This is a genomic window from Vibrio sp. 03_296, from assembly GCF_002265885.1.
Window position 1 is genome coordinate 15073 of the sequence record NZ_NPKW01000148.1, and the last position, 16079, is coordinate 31151.

General features: G+C 45.8%; 14 protein-coding genes. 11 read left to right on the top strand and 3 right to left on the bottom strand.

Annotation, left to right across the window (positions count from 1 at the left end):
- Positions 1-188: 188 nt before the first annotated feature.
- The 3 genes from gyrA to CIK04_RS20190 all read left to right on the top strand — a co-directional run bounded on the left by gyrA (position 189) and on the right by CIK04_RS20190 (position 4226).
- Positions 189-2900: a DNA topoisomerase (ATP-hydrolyzing) subunit A gene (gene gyrA, locus CIK04_RS20180; protein ID WP_097353075.1), complete on the top strand. Its 2712-nt coding sequence runs from the start codon at positions 189-191 to the stop codon at positions 2898-2900.
- Between the two features lie 145 nt (positions 2901-3045).
- Positions 3046-3687: a hypothetical protein gene (locus CIK04_RS20185; RefSeq protein ID WP_097353074.1), complete on the top strand. Its 642-nt coding sequence runs from the start codon at positions 3046-3048 to the stop codon at positions 3685-3687.
- Between the two features lie 308 nt (positions 3688-3995).
- Positions 3996-4226, top strand: coding sequence for a hypothetical protein (locus tag CIK04_RS20190; protein ID WP_039540077.1), 231 nt, complete (start codon positions 3996-3998; stop codon positions 4224-4226).
- A gap of 62 nt (positions 4227-4288) precedes the next feature.
- Here CIK04_RS20190 and nrfA read toward each other — a convergent pair whose 3' ends face one another.
- Positions 4289-5713, bottom strand: a complete 1425-nt coding sequence (gene nrfA, locus CIK04_RS20195; RefSeq protein ID WP_097353073.1) for an ammonia-forming nitrite reductase cytochrome c552 subunit — start codon at positions 5711-5713, stop codon at positions 4289-4291.
- Positions 5714-6164: 451 nt separating this feature from the next.
- Between nrfA and nrfB the strand changes: the two genes are divergently transcribed.
- From nrfB to CIK04_RS32790, 7 genes are all read left to right on the top strand, one after another.
- Positions 6165-6752, top strand: coding sequence for a cytochrome c nitrite reductase pentaheme subunit (gene nrfB / locus CIK04_RS20200; protein ID WP_097353072.1), 588 nt, complete (start codon positions 6165-6167; stop codon positions 6750-6752).
- A 1-nt stretch (position 6753) separates the two neighbouring features.
- A complete protein-coding gene (gene nrfC / locus CIK04_RS20205) occupies positions 6754-7440 on the top strand; it encodes a cytochrome c nitrite reductase Fe-S protein (protein WP_039540081.1) in 687 nt (228 codons plus the stop codon).
- A gap of 1 nt (position 7441) precedes the next feature.
- The gene (gene nrfD, locus CIK04_RS20210; RefSeq protein WP_017790663.1) at positions 7442-8398 is read left to right on the top strand and encodes a cytochrome c nitrite reductase subunit NrfD; all 957 of its coding nucleotides are present in this window, start codon (positions 7442-7444) and stop codon (positions 8396-8398) included.
- A 13-nt stretch (positions 8399-8411) separates the two neighbouring features.
- Positions 8412-10331 (top strand): heme lyase CcmF/NrfE family subunit, encoded by a 1920-nt coding sequence (locus tag CIK04_RS20215; protein WP_097353071.1) that lies wholly within the window; start codon positions 8412-8414, stop codon positions 10329-10331.
- Positions 10312-10833, top strand: a complete 522-nt coding sequence (locus tag CIK04_RS20220; protein WP_097353070.1) for a DsbE family thiol:disulfide interchange protein — start codon at positions 10312-10314, stop codon at positions 10831-10833. The genes CIK04_RS20215 and CIK04_RS20220 overlap by 20 nt, the downstream gene beginning before the upstream one ends.
- Positions 10814-11251 (top strand): heme lyase NrfEFG subunit NrfF, encoded by a 438-nt coding sequence (gene nrfF / locus CIK04_RS20225; protein ID WP_097353069.1) that lies wholly within the window; start codon positions 10814-10816, stop codon positions 11249-11251. Before CIK04_RS20220 ends, nrfF begins: the two co-directional genes overlap by 20 nt.
- 116 nt (positions 11252-11367) lie before the next feature.
- A complete protein-coding gene (locus tag CIK04_RS32790) occupies positions 11368-11544 on the top strand; it encodes a hypothetical protein (RefSeq protein ID WP_011149954.1) in 177 nt (58 codons plus the stop codon).
- Positions 11545-11640: 96 nt separating this feature from the next.
- Here CIK04_RS32790 and CIK04_RS20230 read toward each other — a convergent pair whose 3' ends face one another.
- Both CIK04_RS20230 and metG read right to left on the bottom strand, forming a co-directional pair.
- Positions 11641-12453, bottom strand: a complete 813-nt coding sequence (locus CIK04_RS20230; protein ID WP_045613763.1) for a hypothetical protein — start codon at positions 12451-12453, stop codon at positions 11641-11643.
- A 315-nt stretch (positions 12454-12768) separates the two neighbouring features.
- Positions 12769-14841 (bottom strand): methionine--tRNA ligase, encoded by a 2073-nt coding sequence (gene metG / locus CIK04_RS20235; protein WP_038940253.1) that lies wholly within the window; start codon positions 14839-14841, stop codon positions 12769-12771.
- 156 nt (positions 14842-14997) lie between these two features.
- Here metG and apbC point away from each other — a divergent pair, with 156 nt between their 5' ends.
- The gene (apbC, locus tag CIK04_RS20240) at positions 14998-16077 is read left to right on the top strand and encodes an iron-sulfur cluster carrier protein ApbC (protein ID WP_097353068.1); all 1080 of its coding nucleotides are present in this window, start codon (positions 14998-15000) and stop codon (positions 16075-16077) included.
- The last annotated feature ends 2 nt before the right edge of the window (positions 16078-16079 follow it).

Sequence of the window (16079 nt, forward strand, 5' to 3'; positions counted from 1 at the left end):
TCAAAATTACACCCTTTATCAGCAGCATAGACAAAAAATGTGCAATTTCTCTTCGATTGATTCTCAACCGAGGTCACAACCTGATAAAAGGACAGGGAAAGTGATGCCGAACTAGGGAATTGTGTGTTATATTTTTGCACCTTACACGTATTGTACATACGATCAGAAAATAGAGGGATAATGGCTCTATGAGCGATCTAGCTAAAGAGATCACGCCCGTAAACATTGAAGATGAGCTAAGAGGTTCATACCTTGACTACGCGATGTCCGTTATCGTGGGTCGTGCTCTTCCGGATGTGCGTGATGGCCTAAAACCAGTACACCGCCGCGTGCTTTACGCGATGAATGTACTAGGCAACGACTGGAATAAACCATATAAAAAATCTGCCCGTGTCGTCGGCGACGTAATCGGTAAATATCACCCTCATGGTGATAGTGCGGTATACGACACCATCGTGCGTATGGCACAACCGTTCTCGCTACGTTACATGCTGGTCGATGGCCAAGGTAACTTTGGTTCGATCGATGGTGACTCCGCGGCAGCAATGCGTTATACCGAAGTTCGCATGGCGAAAATCGCCCACGAGCTTTTGGCTGACCTAGATAAAGAAACCGTGGATTACGTACCAAACTATGACGGTACAGAACAGATCCCTGCGGTTCTTCCTACGAAAATTCCAAACCTGCTGGTCAACGGTTCTTCCGGTATCGCAGTAGGTATGGCAACCAACATTCCTCCGCACAACTTGACGGAAGTGATTGATGGCTGTCTTGCATACATCAATAACGAAGCCATCACGATTGATGAGCTGATGGATTACATTCCTGGTCCAGATTTCCCTACGGCTGCTTTGATTAGCGGACGTAAAGGCATTATTGACGCGTACAAAACTGGTCGCGGCAAAATCTACATGCGTTCAAAAGCGGAAATCGAAGTCGAGAAGAATGGCAAAGAGACCATCATCGTTACTGAGATCCCATATCAAGTGAACAAAGCTCGTTTGATCGAAAAGATCGCTGAGCTGGTGAAAGATAAGAAAGTTGAAGGCATCAGTGCACTGCGCGACGAGTCAGACAAAGACGGTATGCGCATTGTTATTGAATGTAAGCGCGACGCAGTGGGTGAAGTGGTTCTAAACAACCTTTACGCCCAAACTCAGTTGCAAACGACTTTCGGCATCAACATGGTTGCGCTTGATAACGGCCAGCCAAAGCTATTCAACTTGAAAGAGATGTTGAAGTGCTTCGTTGATCACCGTCGTGAAGTCGTCACTCGTCGTACTATCTTCGAGTTGAAGAAAGCACGCGATCGTGCCCATATCCTTGAAGCATTGGCGCTGGCTCTTGCGAACATCGATGAAATCATCGAACTGATCCGTAACGCAGCGACTCCTGCAGAAGCGAAAGCGGGCTTAGTAGCTCGTGGCTGGGATCTGGGCAACGTAGCTGCCATGCTTGAAAGCGCCGGGACTGACGCTGCTCGTCCAGATTGGCTTGAACCTCAGTACGGCATCCGTGATGGTCAGTACTTCCTAACGGAAACTCAGGCTCAAGCGATCCTTGATCTACGCCTACACAAACTGACCGGCCTAGAGCACGAGAAGATCCTAGATGAGTACAAAGCGCTACTGGACGAAATCAAAGAGTTGATGCATATCCTTGCAAGCACGGAACGTTTGATGGAAGTGATTCGTGAAGAGCTGCAATCGGTTCGTGATGCCTTTGGTGATGTTCGCCGTACCGAGATCACAGCGGCTACGCATGATATCGATTTGGAAGAGTTGATCGCTCGTGAAGACGTTGTTGTAACGCTTTCTCACGAAGGTTACGTTAAGTACCAAATTCTAAGCGACTACGAAGCACAGCGTCGTGGTGGTAAAGGTAAGAGCGCAACTAAGATGAAAGATGAAGATTACATCGAACGTCTGTTGGTTGCGAATACGCACGATAACATTCTATTGTTCTCAACACGTGGTAAGACTTACCGCCTGAAAGTATACCAATTGCCTCTCGCCAGCCGCACGGCTCGTGGTAAGCCAATTGTTAACTTGTTGCCGCTTGAAGAAAACGAACGTATTACGGCTATTCTGCCTGTGACAGAGTTCAGTGCTGATAAGTTTATCTTCATGGCGACTGGTGATGGTACCGTTAAGAAGACCTCACTTGATCAATTCTCTAACGTACGTGCAAATGGTCTTATTGCTGTTAACTTACGTGACGAAGATTCGCTGATTGGTGTTGATATCACTGACGGCGAAAGCGAAATCATGTTGTTCTCTAAATCTGGTAAAGTGGTGCGCTTCAAAGAAGCTGAAGAGAGCCCAGTACTGGATGAAAATGGTCAACCAGTTCTTGATGAGAATGGTCAGCCAGAGATCAAGTTCAAAGGTGTACGTCCAATGGGCCGTACCGCGGCGGGTGTTCGCGGTATGAAACTCGCTGACGGCGATCAAGTTGTATCGCTGATCGTGCCTAAGAATGAAGGCGATGTACTGACTGTGACTGAAAATGGTTACGGTAAACGTACTGTGTTGTCAGAGTACCCAACCAAAGGCCGCGGCACTCAGGGTGTTGTGTCTATCAAGGTTTCTGAGCGTAACGGTAGTGTTGTTGGCGCGGTTCAAGTTGAAGACGGCGACGAATTCATGATGATCACGGACGCTGGTACACTAGTACGTACTCGTGTGGCGGAAGTGAGCCAAGTGGGTCGTAACACTCAAGGTGTCACCCTGATCCGTACTGCAGAAGACGAATCGGTCGTGGGCTTACAGCGCATTGATGAAGTTGAAGAAACTGAGCTGCCAGAAGGCGAAGAAGTGGACGCAACGGAAGCAACTGAGCAAGCACCTCAGACACAAGCTCCTCAAGCAGACAACGATGACGCAGCCGACCAAGAGTAATCTTGCTTAGCAACGACATAACAAAGCCAGATAGTGCAAACTATCTGGCTTTTTTCTTTTTTGTCGATAGGAAGTTGGCAATGGGTCAAAGCGGGCGCTGAAAAAGTTTGCTAAGCTGAATGCTCATTTTCTAAAGGATAATCATATGGATAGCTGGTTAATTATCGCGACAATTATGATGCTGTTTTTTCTGATCAGTATCTGGATGGCGGCCGCGAAATGGGCGGCGAAACAATGGTATCTACTTAGCTTCTTAACGCTGGTTGGTGCTGTGATTACCTATGGTGTACTGCAGAGCTCCCGCCCTGAACCAAAGCCAGAAAATACGATGTTAAAGAGCATGACGGTGGAGGACTTGATGGCGCAACTGCAAGTTCAATTAAAAGAGAATCCGAATGATGCGGAGTTGTGGTTTCAACTTGGGCAAGGGTACCTGCTTAATAAAGAGTTGGATGCTGCTTTGATCTGTTTCGACTATGCAATACAGCTGACCGAGCAGCCGTCCTCTACTCAACTTGCGGCAAAAGCAACCGCATTGTACTACCTTGGATCTCAGCAAATGAGTGGTGAGGTAAGCCTTTTGCTTGAGCAAGCCTTACAGCTTGAACCTTACAATGAGGCCGCCTTATCGCTGCTCGCGAATGATCATTTTATCTCTTTTCGTTTTCAGCAAGCGATTGATACATGGACCTATTTGCTGGATTCCAATGATCCTAAATTGGACAGAGAATCGGTCATCCGATCCATTGATCAAGCCAAGACATTGATGCAGACGTCAACTCGTTAAGCGTTTTGTTGATAAGAAATCTAAGCGATCCATTAATTGGCGTTGTTCAAGTAAATGTTGCCAAACATGAGATGGGTTTCGGTATTTTTGAAACTGAGTGCTGCCATATGACCATTTTCCTAACCAACTCTGCTATCCTCCTCAGGTAATTCCTTGGCGCAAGCGTCAGCAAGGTTGTTGTTTGGCTTACTCACTCTAAGCAAAGAGTTTGCTGTGTTTAAACAGGTGGCCTGACCGCGAACTGTAACGCTAAGCTGCTAGGGTATTGTTTAGGTATATGGAAGTATTCTTATAGGGAGGTAACCAGGATGGAACTACTCTCAACCTATCTGACGATCATTATGGTAATGCTTATTGCTTATCCGTTTGTTTTAGTCGGTTTAAAAGCGGCCAGTAACGGATGTGAGGTTACAAAAGTCAAAGTAACCAATCGTTTTAACTATGGATTTTCGTTGATTCTTTTGATTTTCATGATAGCGCATATCCAGACAGAAACTTTTCACGCCGCAGGTTTGCTTGAAATGTTCAAACCAGAATAAGCAACAATCGCTCAATAAAAACGTCAGCCTGAAGGCTGACGTTTTTGGTTAATTGTACTTGGCTAGTATTTAGACTCGCGCTCCGCAGCCGCTTTATCCCAGTCAGGCACAACGGTTTTTAAGAAGTGTTGTTTCTCTGCGTTCATTTTCTCCATATCCATACCAAGTGCTTTTTGTGCAGCAGCTTTGCTGGAAATGTCGGGAATTTGAACCGGCTCGGTGATGCCTTTTTTGGCAAGGAGACGAACGAGCTTGGTTCTGGCATCTGCTGCACGATCGACCGCAGTGCCTAACACTTCAAGTGCCACTTCAGGTGCGTGCATATGGACGCCGTGTGATGCGATCGCGTAGTCCCAACGCCATTGAGCATGACGAATATCTTGCAAAATTGGTTTCATCTCATCTTCAGTAGCGCCCGCTTTCCACGCTGCACCCGCTTCAAAGTGAGCCGCTACGATTTGTTTTTCGGCAGTCAACTTCATGTTTAGTACCTGCGCTTTGCGGGTAGAGACAATTTCACGTAGCTGATCTTTACTCTGAGTGTGGCACTGCGCACAGGTATCTTCGAAACGGTCGAAAGGATTACCTACTTTGTGATCGGTGTAGACGGTACCATCTTCTTTCTTCACTTTTGGCATATGGCAATCAACACAAACCACTTTATTTTTGCCATGAATGCCTTCACGCCACGTCTCAAACCCTGGGTGCTGCGCTTTTAACATGGGTGCTTTAGAGACCGCATGCGTCCAGTCAGCGAAGCCTAGAGCGTCATAGTACTCTTCCATCTGTTGCACGCCTGTGCCCATATCCCAAGGGAATTTGACGGCCTTGGTTGGGCCAGTGAAGTAGTATTCAACGTGGCACTGAGCACAAACCGATGCTTGTTTGTCTAAGCGGGATTGCTGCTCAAACGGTTTGTTGATCGCTTGGAAAGCGCGTTCTACATAAGGGCGGGTCAGTGCTAGCTCAGGCTCACCGTTTTTGAACTTCTCGCTACGAGTATCGTGACAGTCGGCACAGCCAATAGGATTAGCAATTTCCGCCCCTAAACGTGCCCACTTACCTTCAAAGTAACCATCTTCGCCACGCTCATCAATTACGCGGGCAACATCTGGGCTTTTACAGCTCCAACAAGCCATTGGCATTGGGCCTGATTTCGCATCTTGGGGTCCGCCAGTACGCAGTGTCTGTCTGACATCGTCCAATGCGTAAAAGTGGCCGCGCGCTTTGTTGTAATCTTTAGCAAAGCCATAGCCAGCCCAGAGAATCACCATATTTGGATCTTCTGCTAAGGCATCTTCAATTTCGACGCTTTCAGAGGTTTTTTTCCAAGATTGATATTGGTCTGGGTGATTTTGTTCAAATGCGTCGTTACGCGGATCAACCAGTCCTTTTTCTTCTGCAGAAACTGCAGTGATATTCAGCAATGCTGTCATCACAAGGGCAGTCACTGAGACTGAGGAAGCCATCCAGTGTTTTATGCTCACGGTGTTATCTCCATATTCGTTTTTATTAGCAGCGTTGTGAGTTTGCTATTTCCAAATAAGAATTGGAGATCTGATGTTTATATTAGGTCAGTAACATTTAGAAAAGAATTGGCGAAAATATATTCATTGCTTTAGATCAATTTAGATAGGTGATCGCTATCACGATAAGATTTATATACCCCTAAAGGGGTAGATTTATTCTTTTTTAACTCAATGATTTAGCAAAATTTCACAACAGAAAATGAGTGACTAAGGTCGCTTTTTAAGCAAAAAATAGATACTACTAAAGAGTAGTAGAGTTATGATGATTGACAGGTATAGCGTTGTGGCTTTTCCGAAATAAGAATTGATGTCATTTGAAATAATCGTGTTATTTCGAAGGAATTAATTTATCACCAAAGAAATAATTGAAAATGATTCTCAATTATTATTTGGATAAGGAAAGGATAAAATGGGCAATATAAAATTGGCCATAGTCATAATGCTGAAATCTATTCTCGCATTCTCTTTCTATGGCTATTCATTCTCAGCGATAGCAGACACTTCTGTAGCCACAGAAGCCACTGACTCGTCGCGATTCCAGGTCGAACTGATCCGTGACCGTGATTACAAATGCGTTCAATGCCATAAGGACTCGAAGGAAACACTTTCTGGTTCTCATGGAGAAGATGCGCATAAAATTCTCGGTCGAGAAGTTAACTGTACGGAATGTCACAACAACATTGGACCAGACCACCGAGAGGGCGCCCCCCTTGTTACTAAATACTCTTCGGCGCAATCTAAACAAGGTTCGGAAAAAGTGTTCATGGACACCAGTGCTATTCTGAAAGCCAACAGTGCTTGTACCGACTGTCACCAACCTCAGTATCTGCGAGAAGACAGTTGGACCCATGATGTGCACGCGAAAAATCTGACTTGCTCGAATTGTCATGATGTTCATGCCAATAAAGCTAAAGTATTGGGCTTGGAGCGCAAAGAGAAAATCAAGATGTGTGTGGATTGCCACTCTGACTTTAACCAGAAAGAAGAGGAGAGGTAATATGAGTTGTTCAAGACGAAATTTCCTAGCTGGTGGTGGTGCGTTGATCATGACAACGGGCATTGCTGGCACTTCTATGGTGACTGGGCGCTTAGCGTTTGCGGAGGAGGAGAAGGGTCAAGCGATTCGTTATGGCATGATCCACGACGAGACCGCCTGTATCGGATGTACGGCTTGTACCGATGCCTGCCGAGAAGTGAATAAGGTTCCTGAAGGTGTGAGTCGGTTGGAGATCATACGCAGTGAGCCGCACGGTGAGTACCCGAATGTCGATTACCGTTTCACCCGTAAATCTTGCCAACACTGTGAAAACCCACCTTGTGTTTATGTTTGCCCTACTGGTGCGGCGTACAAAGATGAAAAAACGGGTATCGTGGATGTACACAAAGAAAAATGTGTCGGTTGCGGTTATTGTCTTGCCGCGTGTCCATATCAAGTGCGCTTCTTTAACCCAGTTGATCACTCGGCCGATAAATGTAATTTCTGTCGTGACACCAATTTGGCTCAAGGCAAGCTACCTGCATGTGTGGAGTCTTGTCCAACTAAGGCACTGATTTTTGGTGATTTAAATGATCCGCAAAGTGACGTGAATCGAGTATTGACTGACAAGGTCTATTACCGAGATAAAGTGCACTTAGGCACGAAACCCAAATTATTCAAAATCCCACATCAAAAAGGGGAGGTGTAGCATGAACGGATTTGAATCTGCATTCCACTTTGATTCTCTGGTCTGGGATTGGATCATTGCGATCTATCTTTTCCTTGCCGGTATGTCTGCAGGGGCGGTGATGATCACCGTGTACTTAAAACGCAAGGTGATTGTCGGCGATCCAGCACAAAATGGCATCATGAAAGCGATGGCTTGGCTGGCGCCGTTTGGCATCATTTCGGGTTTAACGATCTTGATTTTTCACTTAACCAAACCTCTTGAGTTTTGGAAGATCATGATTTTCTACAATCCAACTTCCGTTATGTCGATGGGGGTTATTCTCTTCCAAGTGTACATGGCTGTGTTGTTTGTTTGGATTGGGATTATCTTTCAGAAAACGATCGTTGATTTTCTCGGTGATAAGTTGACCTTTGTTGATGGTTTGTTGACCTGGTTCAAGCGTTTTGAAAACAGCATCGAGTTGTTTTTGGCCTTTTTAGCGTTAGTGCTCGCGGCTTATACGGGTTTCCTGCTGTCTGCATTGAAAACGTATCCGATGCTCAATAATCCAGTGTTGCCACTGCTGTTTCTTTTCTCCAGTTTGTCTTCAGGTGCTGCCGCGTGTTTGATGTTCGGTATTTTGGTGTTTAAAGAGTCAGTAAAAGATCCAAGTGTCAGTTGGGTACATGGCTTTGAGCGTCCTGTGGTCTTGTTTGAGTTATTTGTATTGGTCACATTCTTCACCGGGTTGATCTTTGCGGGTGGACAAGCGGAAATGGCGGCTTGGAATGCTATCTCTGGTGGATTTTGGGCGCAGTGGTTTTGGGTTGGTGTGGTGCTGATTGGTATGTTGCTACCGCTGGCACTCAACTGGTTAGTACCAGCCGAAGTGAGGCATAAACATGCTTATATTTTTGTGGTCACGACACTTAGCATGGTTGGCGTTTTGATGCTGCGTACGTTTATTTTGTACGCTGGCCAGATGACGGTTGTCTAATTAAGGAGTATAGATGGAGGCAGAACTGGGCCTAATTTGCCTGATTTTTGCGGCAGTCGGCAGTAGCGTAGCAGTGATACTGCACGCCATGAATCGACTGTTATCGAAGCAAACACCCCTCGCATTAATGTTGGGTTGTGGGTATTTAGTGGCGCTCAGCTCTGCTTTTTCCTTGTTGTATCTGATTCTTGCTTTCGTTGCGGATGATTTCGCATTGGCTTATGTGGCAAGCCATTCCAATAGCCAATTACCCGTGATCTTTAAAATTGCGGCGAGTTGGGGAGGACATCAAGGCTCGATGCTGTTTTGGGTCGTCACCTTAAGTTGGTGGGCTTGCTTGATTCGATCTCGTGATGAGTTCTCATCGCAGTATAAAGCCGATTATATTGCGGTAATGCTCATGCTGACCGCCATTTTCGCCTGGTTTACTCTGTTAACCTCAAACCCATTCGAGTACGCGCCATCACTGGCCAGTGATGGACGCGATCTCAACCCAATGTTGCAAGATGTTGGGCTCATTTTGCATCCTCCGTTACTGTACCTTGGTTATGTTGGTTTCGCTTCTATCCTGGCGTTGGGGGTGGCGGCGTTGTTACAGCCATCGGCCATCCATCATTGGTTTCAGGCTGGCCGAGACTGGGCGATGGTTGCGTGGGGCTTTCTCACCTTAGGCATTATTGTCGGCTCTTGGTGGGCATACAATGAATTAGGCTGGGGAGGCTGGTGGTTCTGGGATCCGGTTGAAAATGCCTCTTTGCTACCTTGGTTAACAGCAACCGCCTTGTTACACACACTTGTCCAATCAAAGCGGCAAGGTGGGGTCAATAAATCCAGCTATGTGCTCGCTTTTTTGACCTTCGGTTTCAGTGTTCTCGGCACTTTTATTGTCCGCTCGGGGATTTTGACATCGGTCCATGCGTTTGCCGTGGATCCAACCAAAGGTATTGTGCTTTTGCTAGTCATGGCGTTCATTTTTTTACTCACTTTTGCGTTATTGATCCTCAAAAGCGATAGCATTCCCGCCAAAGCCATTACCCATTGGCTAAGTCGCCAATACCTTACGCTGGTGGCGATGGGACTGTTATTGATCGCAACCAGTACCGTGTTCCTTGGCACCTTCTACCCAATGATTTATGAGCTGTTGCGGCTTGGAAGCATCTCAGTGGGTGCACCGTATTTCAATACGATGATTGCGCCATTAAGCCTCTTAGGGCTGCTAGCAATGGGCTGGGGGCCGTTACTAAAATGGCAACAAGGACTGTTTCAGAGCCGCAAACGCGTTTTGATGGAGTTTGTGCTCTCAGCGTTACTCGGTGCCATGCTCTATTTGCTGCAAGTGCAGGTATGGGCGCCAATGACTTTGTTGTTCTGGTGTGTTACGACCTGGGTGAGCGTCAGTCACCTTCGGCTATTGTTTGTGATGCCACCGACAAAGAGGCGCCAAAAACTGCCAATGGTGCTTTCTCATATTGGTATTGCATTGGTGTGCTTGGGCGCGATGATGAATGCCCAACATTCGTTTGAACGAAATGTTCGTGTGGAACCTGACTCGTACCATCAGTTTGATGGCTTTTCCATTCGTTATCAGGGGATTGACTGGTCCATTGGACCAAACTATACCGCAGAGCGAGCGTCGGTCTCACTCATCCTTGCCGATAGGCAATTTCAATTGTTGCCTGAAAGACGTCATTATCCGGTGAGGGTTATGAACATGACAGAGCCCGCGATCAAGTCTTTTTGGCATGGGGATTACTACCTGACTCTGGGTGAGAAAGTCGGGCCCAAAGCCTATGCGTTGAAGATCCAATACCGTGCTTACATTTGGTGGATCTGGCTAGGCGGTTTGATGGTTGTTGCTGCGGTGTTCACTGCATTGCAGCCAGTTCAGCAACGCGTTAAGGTGGAGCGCTACTGTGAACAACAAAGTTATTAAGTTGCTTGTGTTGGTGAGTATGGTCGGCATCGTTACGTTTACCGCAGTTTTGGGCATTGAACGACAAAATGCTGGTCACACAACGCCTGCCACTGTGATTCCCTTGCCCAATATTGATGCAAAAGATCTTTTTTCGGCGAATACGATCACAACGCAAGATCTTATTTCCGATCAATACCGTGTGATGAACGTTTGGGCATCTTGGTGTGGGATTTGTCGAGATGAGCATACGTTTATTATGTCGCTTAAACAGCAGGGTATTGACGTGATTGGCTTAAATTATCGTGATAATAAGCGAGAAGCGTTGGACTATTTGGAAAGTGAAGGTAACCCTTATTCCAAGGTTATTTATGATCCAGACGGGATCGTCTCAATCGATTTTGGCGTGATTGGCACACCGGAAACCTACTTAATAAACCCTAATGGGGAAATAATGATCAAATTTCGAGGTAAATTAGATCGAAAACAGTGGAATAAACATTTTGCTACGTATTTTAAATAGAACATTATTATCGACATGGATTATCTTATTCATTGCTTTTGTCTCTTTCTCTAGTCAGGCAGAGAACGTGAATACAAGCTCTAATCACGTTGATTTGTTTCAGTTTCATAGTGTCGAGCTGCAAGAGAGAGCAATACGTTTATCCAAGGAACTGCGCTGCCCCCAATGCCAGAATCAGAATCTGCTTGAATCCAATGCGCAAGTGGCGCGAGATCTGCGTTTTATTGTGTATAGACAAGTAAATGATGGGAAAAGCGATCAAGAAGTGGTGGACTTCATGGCCAGCCGATATGGCAATATGGTGTTATATAATCCGCCAATAAATAGCAGTACATTATTACTTTGGATCTTTCCTGTCGTTATTTTGATCATTTTCTTTGTTATTTCGATCCGAAATATTCACACAGAAAGAATGTGACAATTATTCCATAACAAGCAATTAATTGTGCAATTATCATGCAAGCTGTTATCATTTTTGAAAATTATATGAAATAGTTAATTCAGTTATTGTAGGTTTACTGACGGGTAATCAGAGTGGATACAATTAAGACGCAATTAAAAAAGGATTTTTATTCGCAAATTTATTCACTGCAATCAAGTGCATCGTCGCATACGACTTCAACACTTGCTTTACTTACAGAAGAAGAAATCAGTGAACTTGAAGCGTTATGGATTGAATTGGTGGTTTGGAAGAAGAGCCAAACACATTAAAAGCAAACGAATTTAAACAAAAAACCTCAAACCATGTTTGAGGTTTTTTGTTTCTCAGCATCCCGTAGGTGCATTGTCCTTCGCAGCAAGTGCATGCTAGTTAAAACGCAGTGCTAATCTGGGTAACGGCAAGTAGAGGCTCTCAATCATTTCATCCAGCATCTCATCGTAGCAACGGAAAATCGTGGCTGAGATGAGCGAGGTTAGCTCATAGGCGTTAACCTTGTTCAACTTTTCCTGCTGCAAGTTAGCGTACATTTCTAGCTCGCGTATGACTTCTACGCTCGCCGGTGCTGCAATGTGATAAGGGCTAAGTAAAGTGAGCTGATTCAAACGCCTAACCATGCGCTGAGCATAATGTGCAAAGCGTTCTCTTCCTTGTGGTTGATGTAAGTCTTGAATCGCAATACGCAATTGCGTCAATGCATCGAGATTTTCAATGATCACCTGCCAATGACAATGATACTCATCAATTAATTCGTCGCGCTCAGATTCCGCTAGCCAAGCCACGGTCGTTTCATCGACAAGAAACAATGTGTGGCGCAGCATTTTGCCGTGCAAAAACTGATTCTTGGCAATGCTCTGTTCCTGCCAGTGTGAGAATAGAGTTTGATATTGACTGAGTAAAATCCGATACAACGGTTTGCTTTCTCCTGAAGCAAGCTCGATCAGTGCTTGGCATTTGGCCAGTACTTCCGTTTGGGTACGATGGATTTCGCTAGAGTGCACTTGTTTATACAAAAGACTCAAGTGGGTTGCGCTGCGATGCTGTCTCAAAAGTTGCACAATCTCACGTAGTGTGCTGATCACTTGATATTTTTGCTCTTGTTGACGCTCTCGTTTGTGGGAGAGATAAAACAGTACGAGCAAGATTGCAATTGAAATGAGAGATGAGAGTAGAACGAACATAGCAGACTCCTTGTATGCATGATACTCAGCCCTTCCATGTTGGATCTACTACGGTGCGTTGTGGTTCTCTACAGCACAAGATCTCTATGCGTAAGGAGAATCACTCATACTCTATCGACCAGCAGTAGCAACTGGCTTGGGCATGGCATAATAGGAGCAGTTTTGATGCCATATTAAATCTCTTTACAAAACAATGAGATGAAATGTTCTAATTTGAGTCTATGGTTAATTTGGTGCATCAAATGCACTAATAGTGTGATTTTGGGCACAAAAAAGCCCTGCAGGTGCAGGGCTTTGAAAGATTGAAGCGTTGAATTACATCACGCGCATGCCTGGCTGTGCGCCTTCATGTGGTTCAAGGATCCAAAGATCTTTGCCACCAGGGCCTGCCGCTAGGATCATGCCTTCAGACATACCAAACTTCATCTTACGTGGTTTCAAGTTTGCCACAACCACTGTGTACTTGCCGACAAGATCTTCAGGATTGTACGCCGCTTTGATACCAGAGAAGACTTGACGCATTTCACCGCCGATATCCAATTGGAATTTCAACAGTTTGTCAGCTTTTGGCACCGATTCACAAGAAACGATTTTGGCAATACGAAGGTCCACTTTGGCGAAGTCATCAAACTCAATTTCTTCGGCAATTGGATCTTTGCTTAGCTCAGTCTCTTGAGCTGCATTAGAGGCTTCTGCTTTCTCTTTTGCCGCCATTTCAGCCGCCGCATCTTCTTTTGATGCTTCAATCATGGCTTCGATGTTTTTCGGATCGATACGATTGAACAGCGCTTTAAATGCGGTGATTTCGTGTGCCGTTAATGGCTGAGCAACACCTTCCCAGGTCAGCTCTTCATTTAAGAAGGCTTCAGTGCGAGCTGCAAGAGCAGGCATGACTGGTTTCAAGTAAGTCATTAGAACGCGGAACAGGTTAATACCAACAGAACAGATTTCCTGAAGTTCCTGATCTTTGCCTTCTTGTTTTGCCACAACCCAAGGTGCTTTTTCATCAACGTATTGGTTAGCTTTGTCCGCCAATGCTGTGATTTCACGGATTGCACGACCGAACTCACGCGCTTCGTAAAGTTCAGCAATACGATCTGCCGCGGCAACAAATTCGTTGTAAAGCTCTGGCTCGACGAAGTTTTCAGCGAGCTTGCCTTCAAAGCGTTTCGCAATGAAGCCTGCATTACGTGATGCTAGGTTAACAATTTTGTTGACGACGTCAGCGTTTACACGCTGAGTAAAGTCTTCAAGGTTAAGGTCTAGGTCGTCAATGCGGCTGTTTAGTTTCGCGGCGTAGTAGTAACGCAGACACTCTGGATCTAGGTGGTCAAGGTAAGTGCTCGCTTTCACGAACGTACCTTTAGACTTCGACATCTTCGCACCGTTTACGGTTACGTAGCCGTGAACAAAAACGTTGTTTGGCTTACGGAAACCAGAGCCATCTAGCATTGCTGGCCAGAACAGGCTGTGGAAGTAAACGATGTCTTTACCGATGAAGTGGTACAGCTCCGTTTTGCTGTCTTTATTCCAGTATTCATCGAAATCAAGATCATCACGCTTATCACAGAGGTTTTTGAATGAACCCATGTAGCCGATTGGCGCATCTAGCCAAACGTAGAAAAACTTGTCTTTTTCGCCTGGAATTTCAAAACCGAAGTAAGGTGCATCACGTGAGATATCCCACTGCTGCAGACCAGACTCAAACCACTCTTGCATTTTGTTTGCGGTTTCAGTTTGTAGAGAGCCAGAGCGAGTCCACTCTTTTAGCATGCTTTCAAACTGAGGCAGGTCGAAGAAGAAGTGCTCTGAATCTTTCATCACTGGCGTCGCGCCAGAGACGGCAGATTTTGGATTGATCAATTCTGTTGGGCTGTAGGTTTCGCCACAAGCATCACAGTTGTCACCGTATTGATCTTCAGATTTACACTTCGGACACGTTCCCTTCACGAAACGATCGGGTAGGAACATCTCTTTTTCTGGGTCGAACAGCTGAGAAATAGTGCGGCTTGAAATAAACCCATTTTTTTTCAGTTGCAGATAAATGTGAGAAGCCAGTTCACGGTTCTCATCGGAATGCGTACTGTGATAGTTATCGAAGCTAATATCAAAGCCAGCGAAATCTTTTTGGTGCTCGATGCTCACCGCAGCAATCATCTCTTCTGGAGACATACCCATCTGTTGCGCTTTAAGCATGATTGGCGTGCCGTGAGCGTCGTCAGCACAGATGAAGTTTACAATGTTGCCGCGTAGGCGTTGGTAACGAACCCAAATGTCCGCTTGGATATGCTCAAGCATATGGCCAAGGTGGATCGAACCGTTAGCGTACGGAAGGGCACAAGTTACCAGCAATTTCCTTGGGGGAAAGTTTCTTGGATCGTTTGCCATACTTAATATTCGCTTATCTCGATAGGTATAAAAATTGATTGGTAATACTAACTCAGGAAACCTTTAAGTCCAAGGTGCTGACAAGGATAATCACCTGGTTTTTTTAGGGTTCAGTCAGACAAGACTCGGTGATAGGATGTCGAAAAAGGAGGAGTTATGCATCAGTTCACTTCTAAACAAGATTTTTGTCATTGGTTGAATCAGTTTGAGCACGAAACGTTAGCCCCGCAATGGAGCGAAGTGCATGGTGTTGTGATGGTTCAAGCCGATGGTACTTTCGCCATTCAGTTCCCATTTGCTGCTCAGCAACTTCAAGACGCGCTCAGCGAGTGGATTGTTCAGCAACAGCAGCGTGGTGCGGTTCCAGCGTTTGCTTTCACGGTAGGTCAGCAAGTTAAGGCGTTAGAAACTCAAGTTTCTCAGCCTGTTCGTGGGGTTAAGAATATTATTGCCGTCACGTCCGCTAAAGGCGGTGTGGGTAAATCAACCACAGCGGTGAATTTGGCGCTAGCGATCGCTTCTCAAGGCGCAAAAGTGGGGTTACTAGACGCGGATATCTATGGGCCTTCTTTGCCTATCATGCTGGGGAGTGTCGATCAAAGACCGGATGTTCGTGACGGAAAATGGATGCAGCCGATCCTCGCGCACGGCATCTACACCAACTCTATTGGTTACTTGGTGGATAAGAATGAAGCGGCCATTTGGCGTGGGCCGATGGCATCGAAAGCGCTCTCTCAATTACTGAATGAAACTGAGTGGCCAGATTTGGACTATTTAGTGATCGATATGCCTCCTGGCACTGGGGATATTCAGTTGACTCTTTCACAGCAAATACCCGTTACTACCAGTGTTATCGTCACCACACCGCAGGATCTTGCGTTAGCCGATGCGAAGAAGGGCGCCGCGATGTTTGAAAAGATCGGTGTTCCCGTGGCGGGTATTGTGGAAAACATGAGCTACCACATTTGCAGTCAATGCGGTGCCAAAGAGCACATTTTTGGCCAAGGTGGCGCGGTACAAATGGCGCAACAGTTTGGTTTATCTTTGCTGGCGCAAGTGCCATTGCATATCAGCGTTCGTGAAGATCTCGACTCGGGTGTGCCGACGGTGGTCGCAAGGCCAGAGAGCGAGCACGGCAGAATATACCGTCAGCTTGCTTTGCAGATATGCAGCTCGATGTATTGGAATGGTAAGGCAAAGCCTGAAACGATCCTGTTTACCCGTATAGACGGATGATT

What these genes read in the sequence shown, in the direction of transcription:
- gyrA (WP_097353075.1), top strand. Translation starts at nt 189, where the DNA reads ATGAGCGATCTAGCTAAAGAGATCACGCCCGTAAACATTGAAGATGAG.
- CIK04_RS20185 (WP_097353074.1), top strand. Translation starts at nt 3,046, where the DNA reads ATGGATAGCTGGTTAATTATCGCGACAATTATGATGCTGTTTTTTCTG.
- CIK04_RS20190 (WP_039540077.1), top strand. Translation starts at nt 3,996, where the DNA reads ATGGAACTACTCTCAACCTATCTGACGATCATTATGGTAATGCTTATT.
- nrfB (WP_097353072.1), top strand. Translation starts at nt 6,165, where the DNA reads ATGGGCAATATAAAATTGGCCATAGTCATAATGCTGAAATCTATTCTC.
- nrfC (WP_039540081.1), top strand. Translation starts at nt 6,754, where the DNA reads ATGAGTTGTTCAAGACGAAATTTCCTAGCTGGTGGTGGTGCGTTGATC.
- nrfD (WP_017790663.1), top strand. Translation starts at nt 7,442, where the DNA reads ATGAACGGATTTGAATCTGCATTCCACTTTGATTCTCTGGTCTGGGAT.
- CIK04_RS20215 (WP_097353071.1), top strand. Translation starts at nt 8,412, where the DNA reads ATGGAGGCAGAACTGGGCCTAATTTGCCTGATTTTTGCGGCAGTCGGC.
- CIK04_RS20230 (WP_045613763.1), bottom strand. Translation starts at nt 12,453, where the DNA reads ATGTTCGTTCTACTCTCATCTCTCATTTCAATTGCAATCTTGCTCGTA.
- metG (WP_038940253.1), bottom strand. Translation starts at nt 14,841, where the DNA reads ATGGCAAACGATCCAAGAAACTTTCCCCCAAGGAAATTGCTGGTAACT.
- apbC (WP_097353068.1), top strand. Translation starts at nt 14,998, where the DNA reads ATGCATCAGTTCACTTCTAAACAAGATTTTTGTCATTGGTTGAATCAG.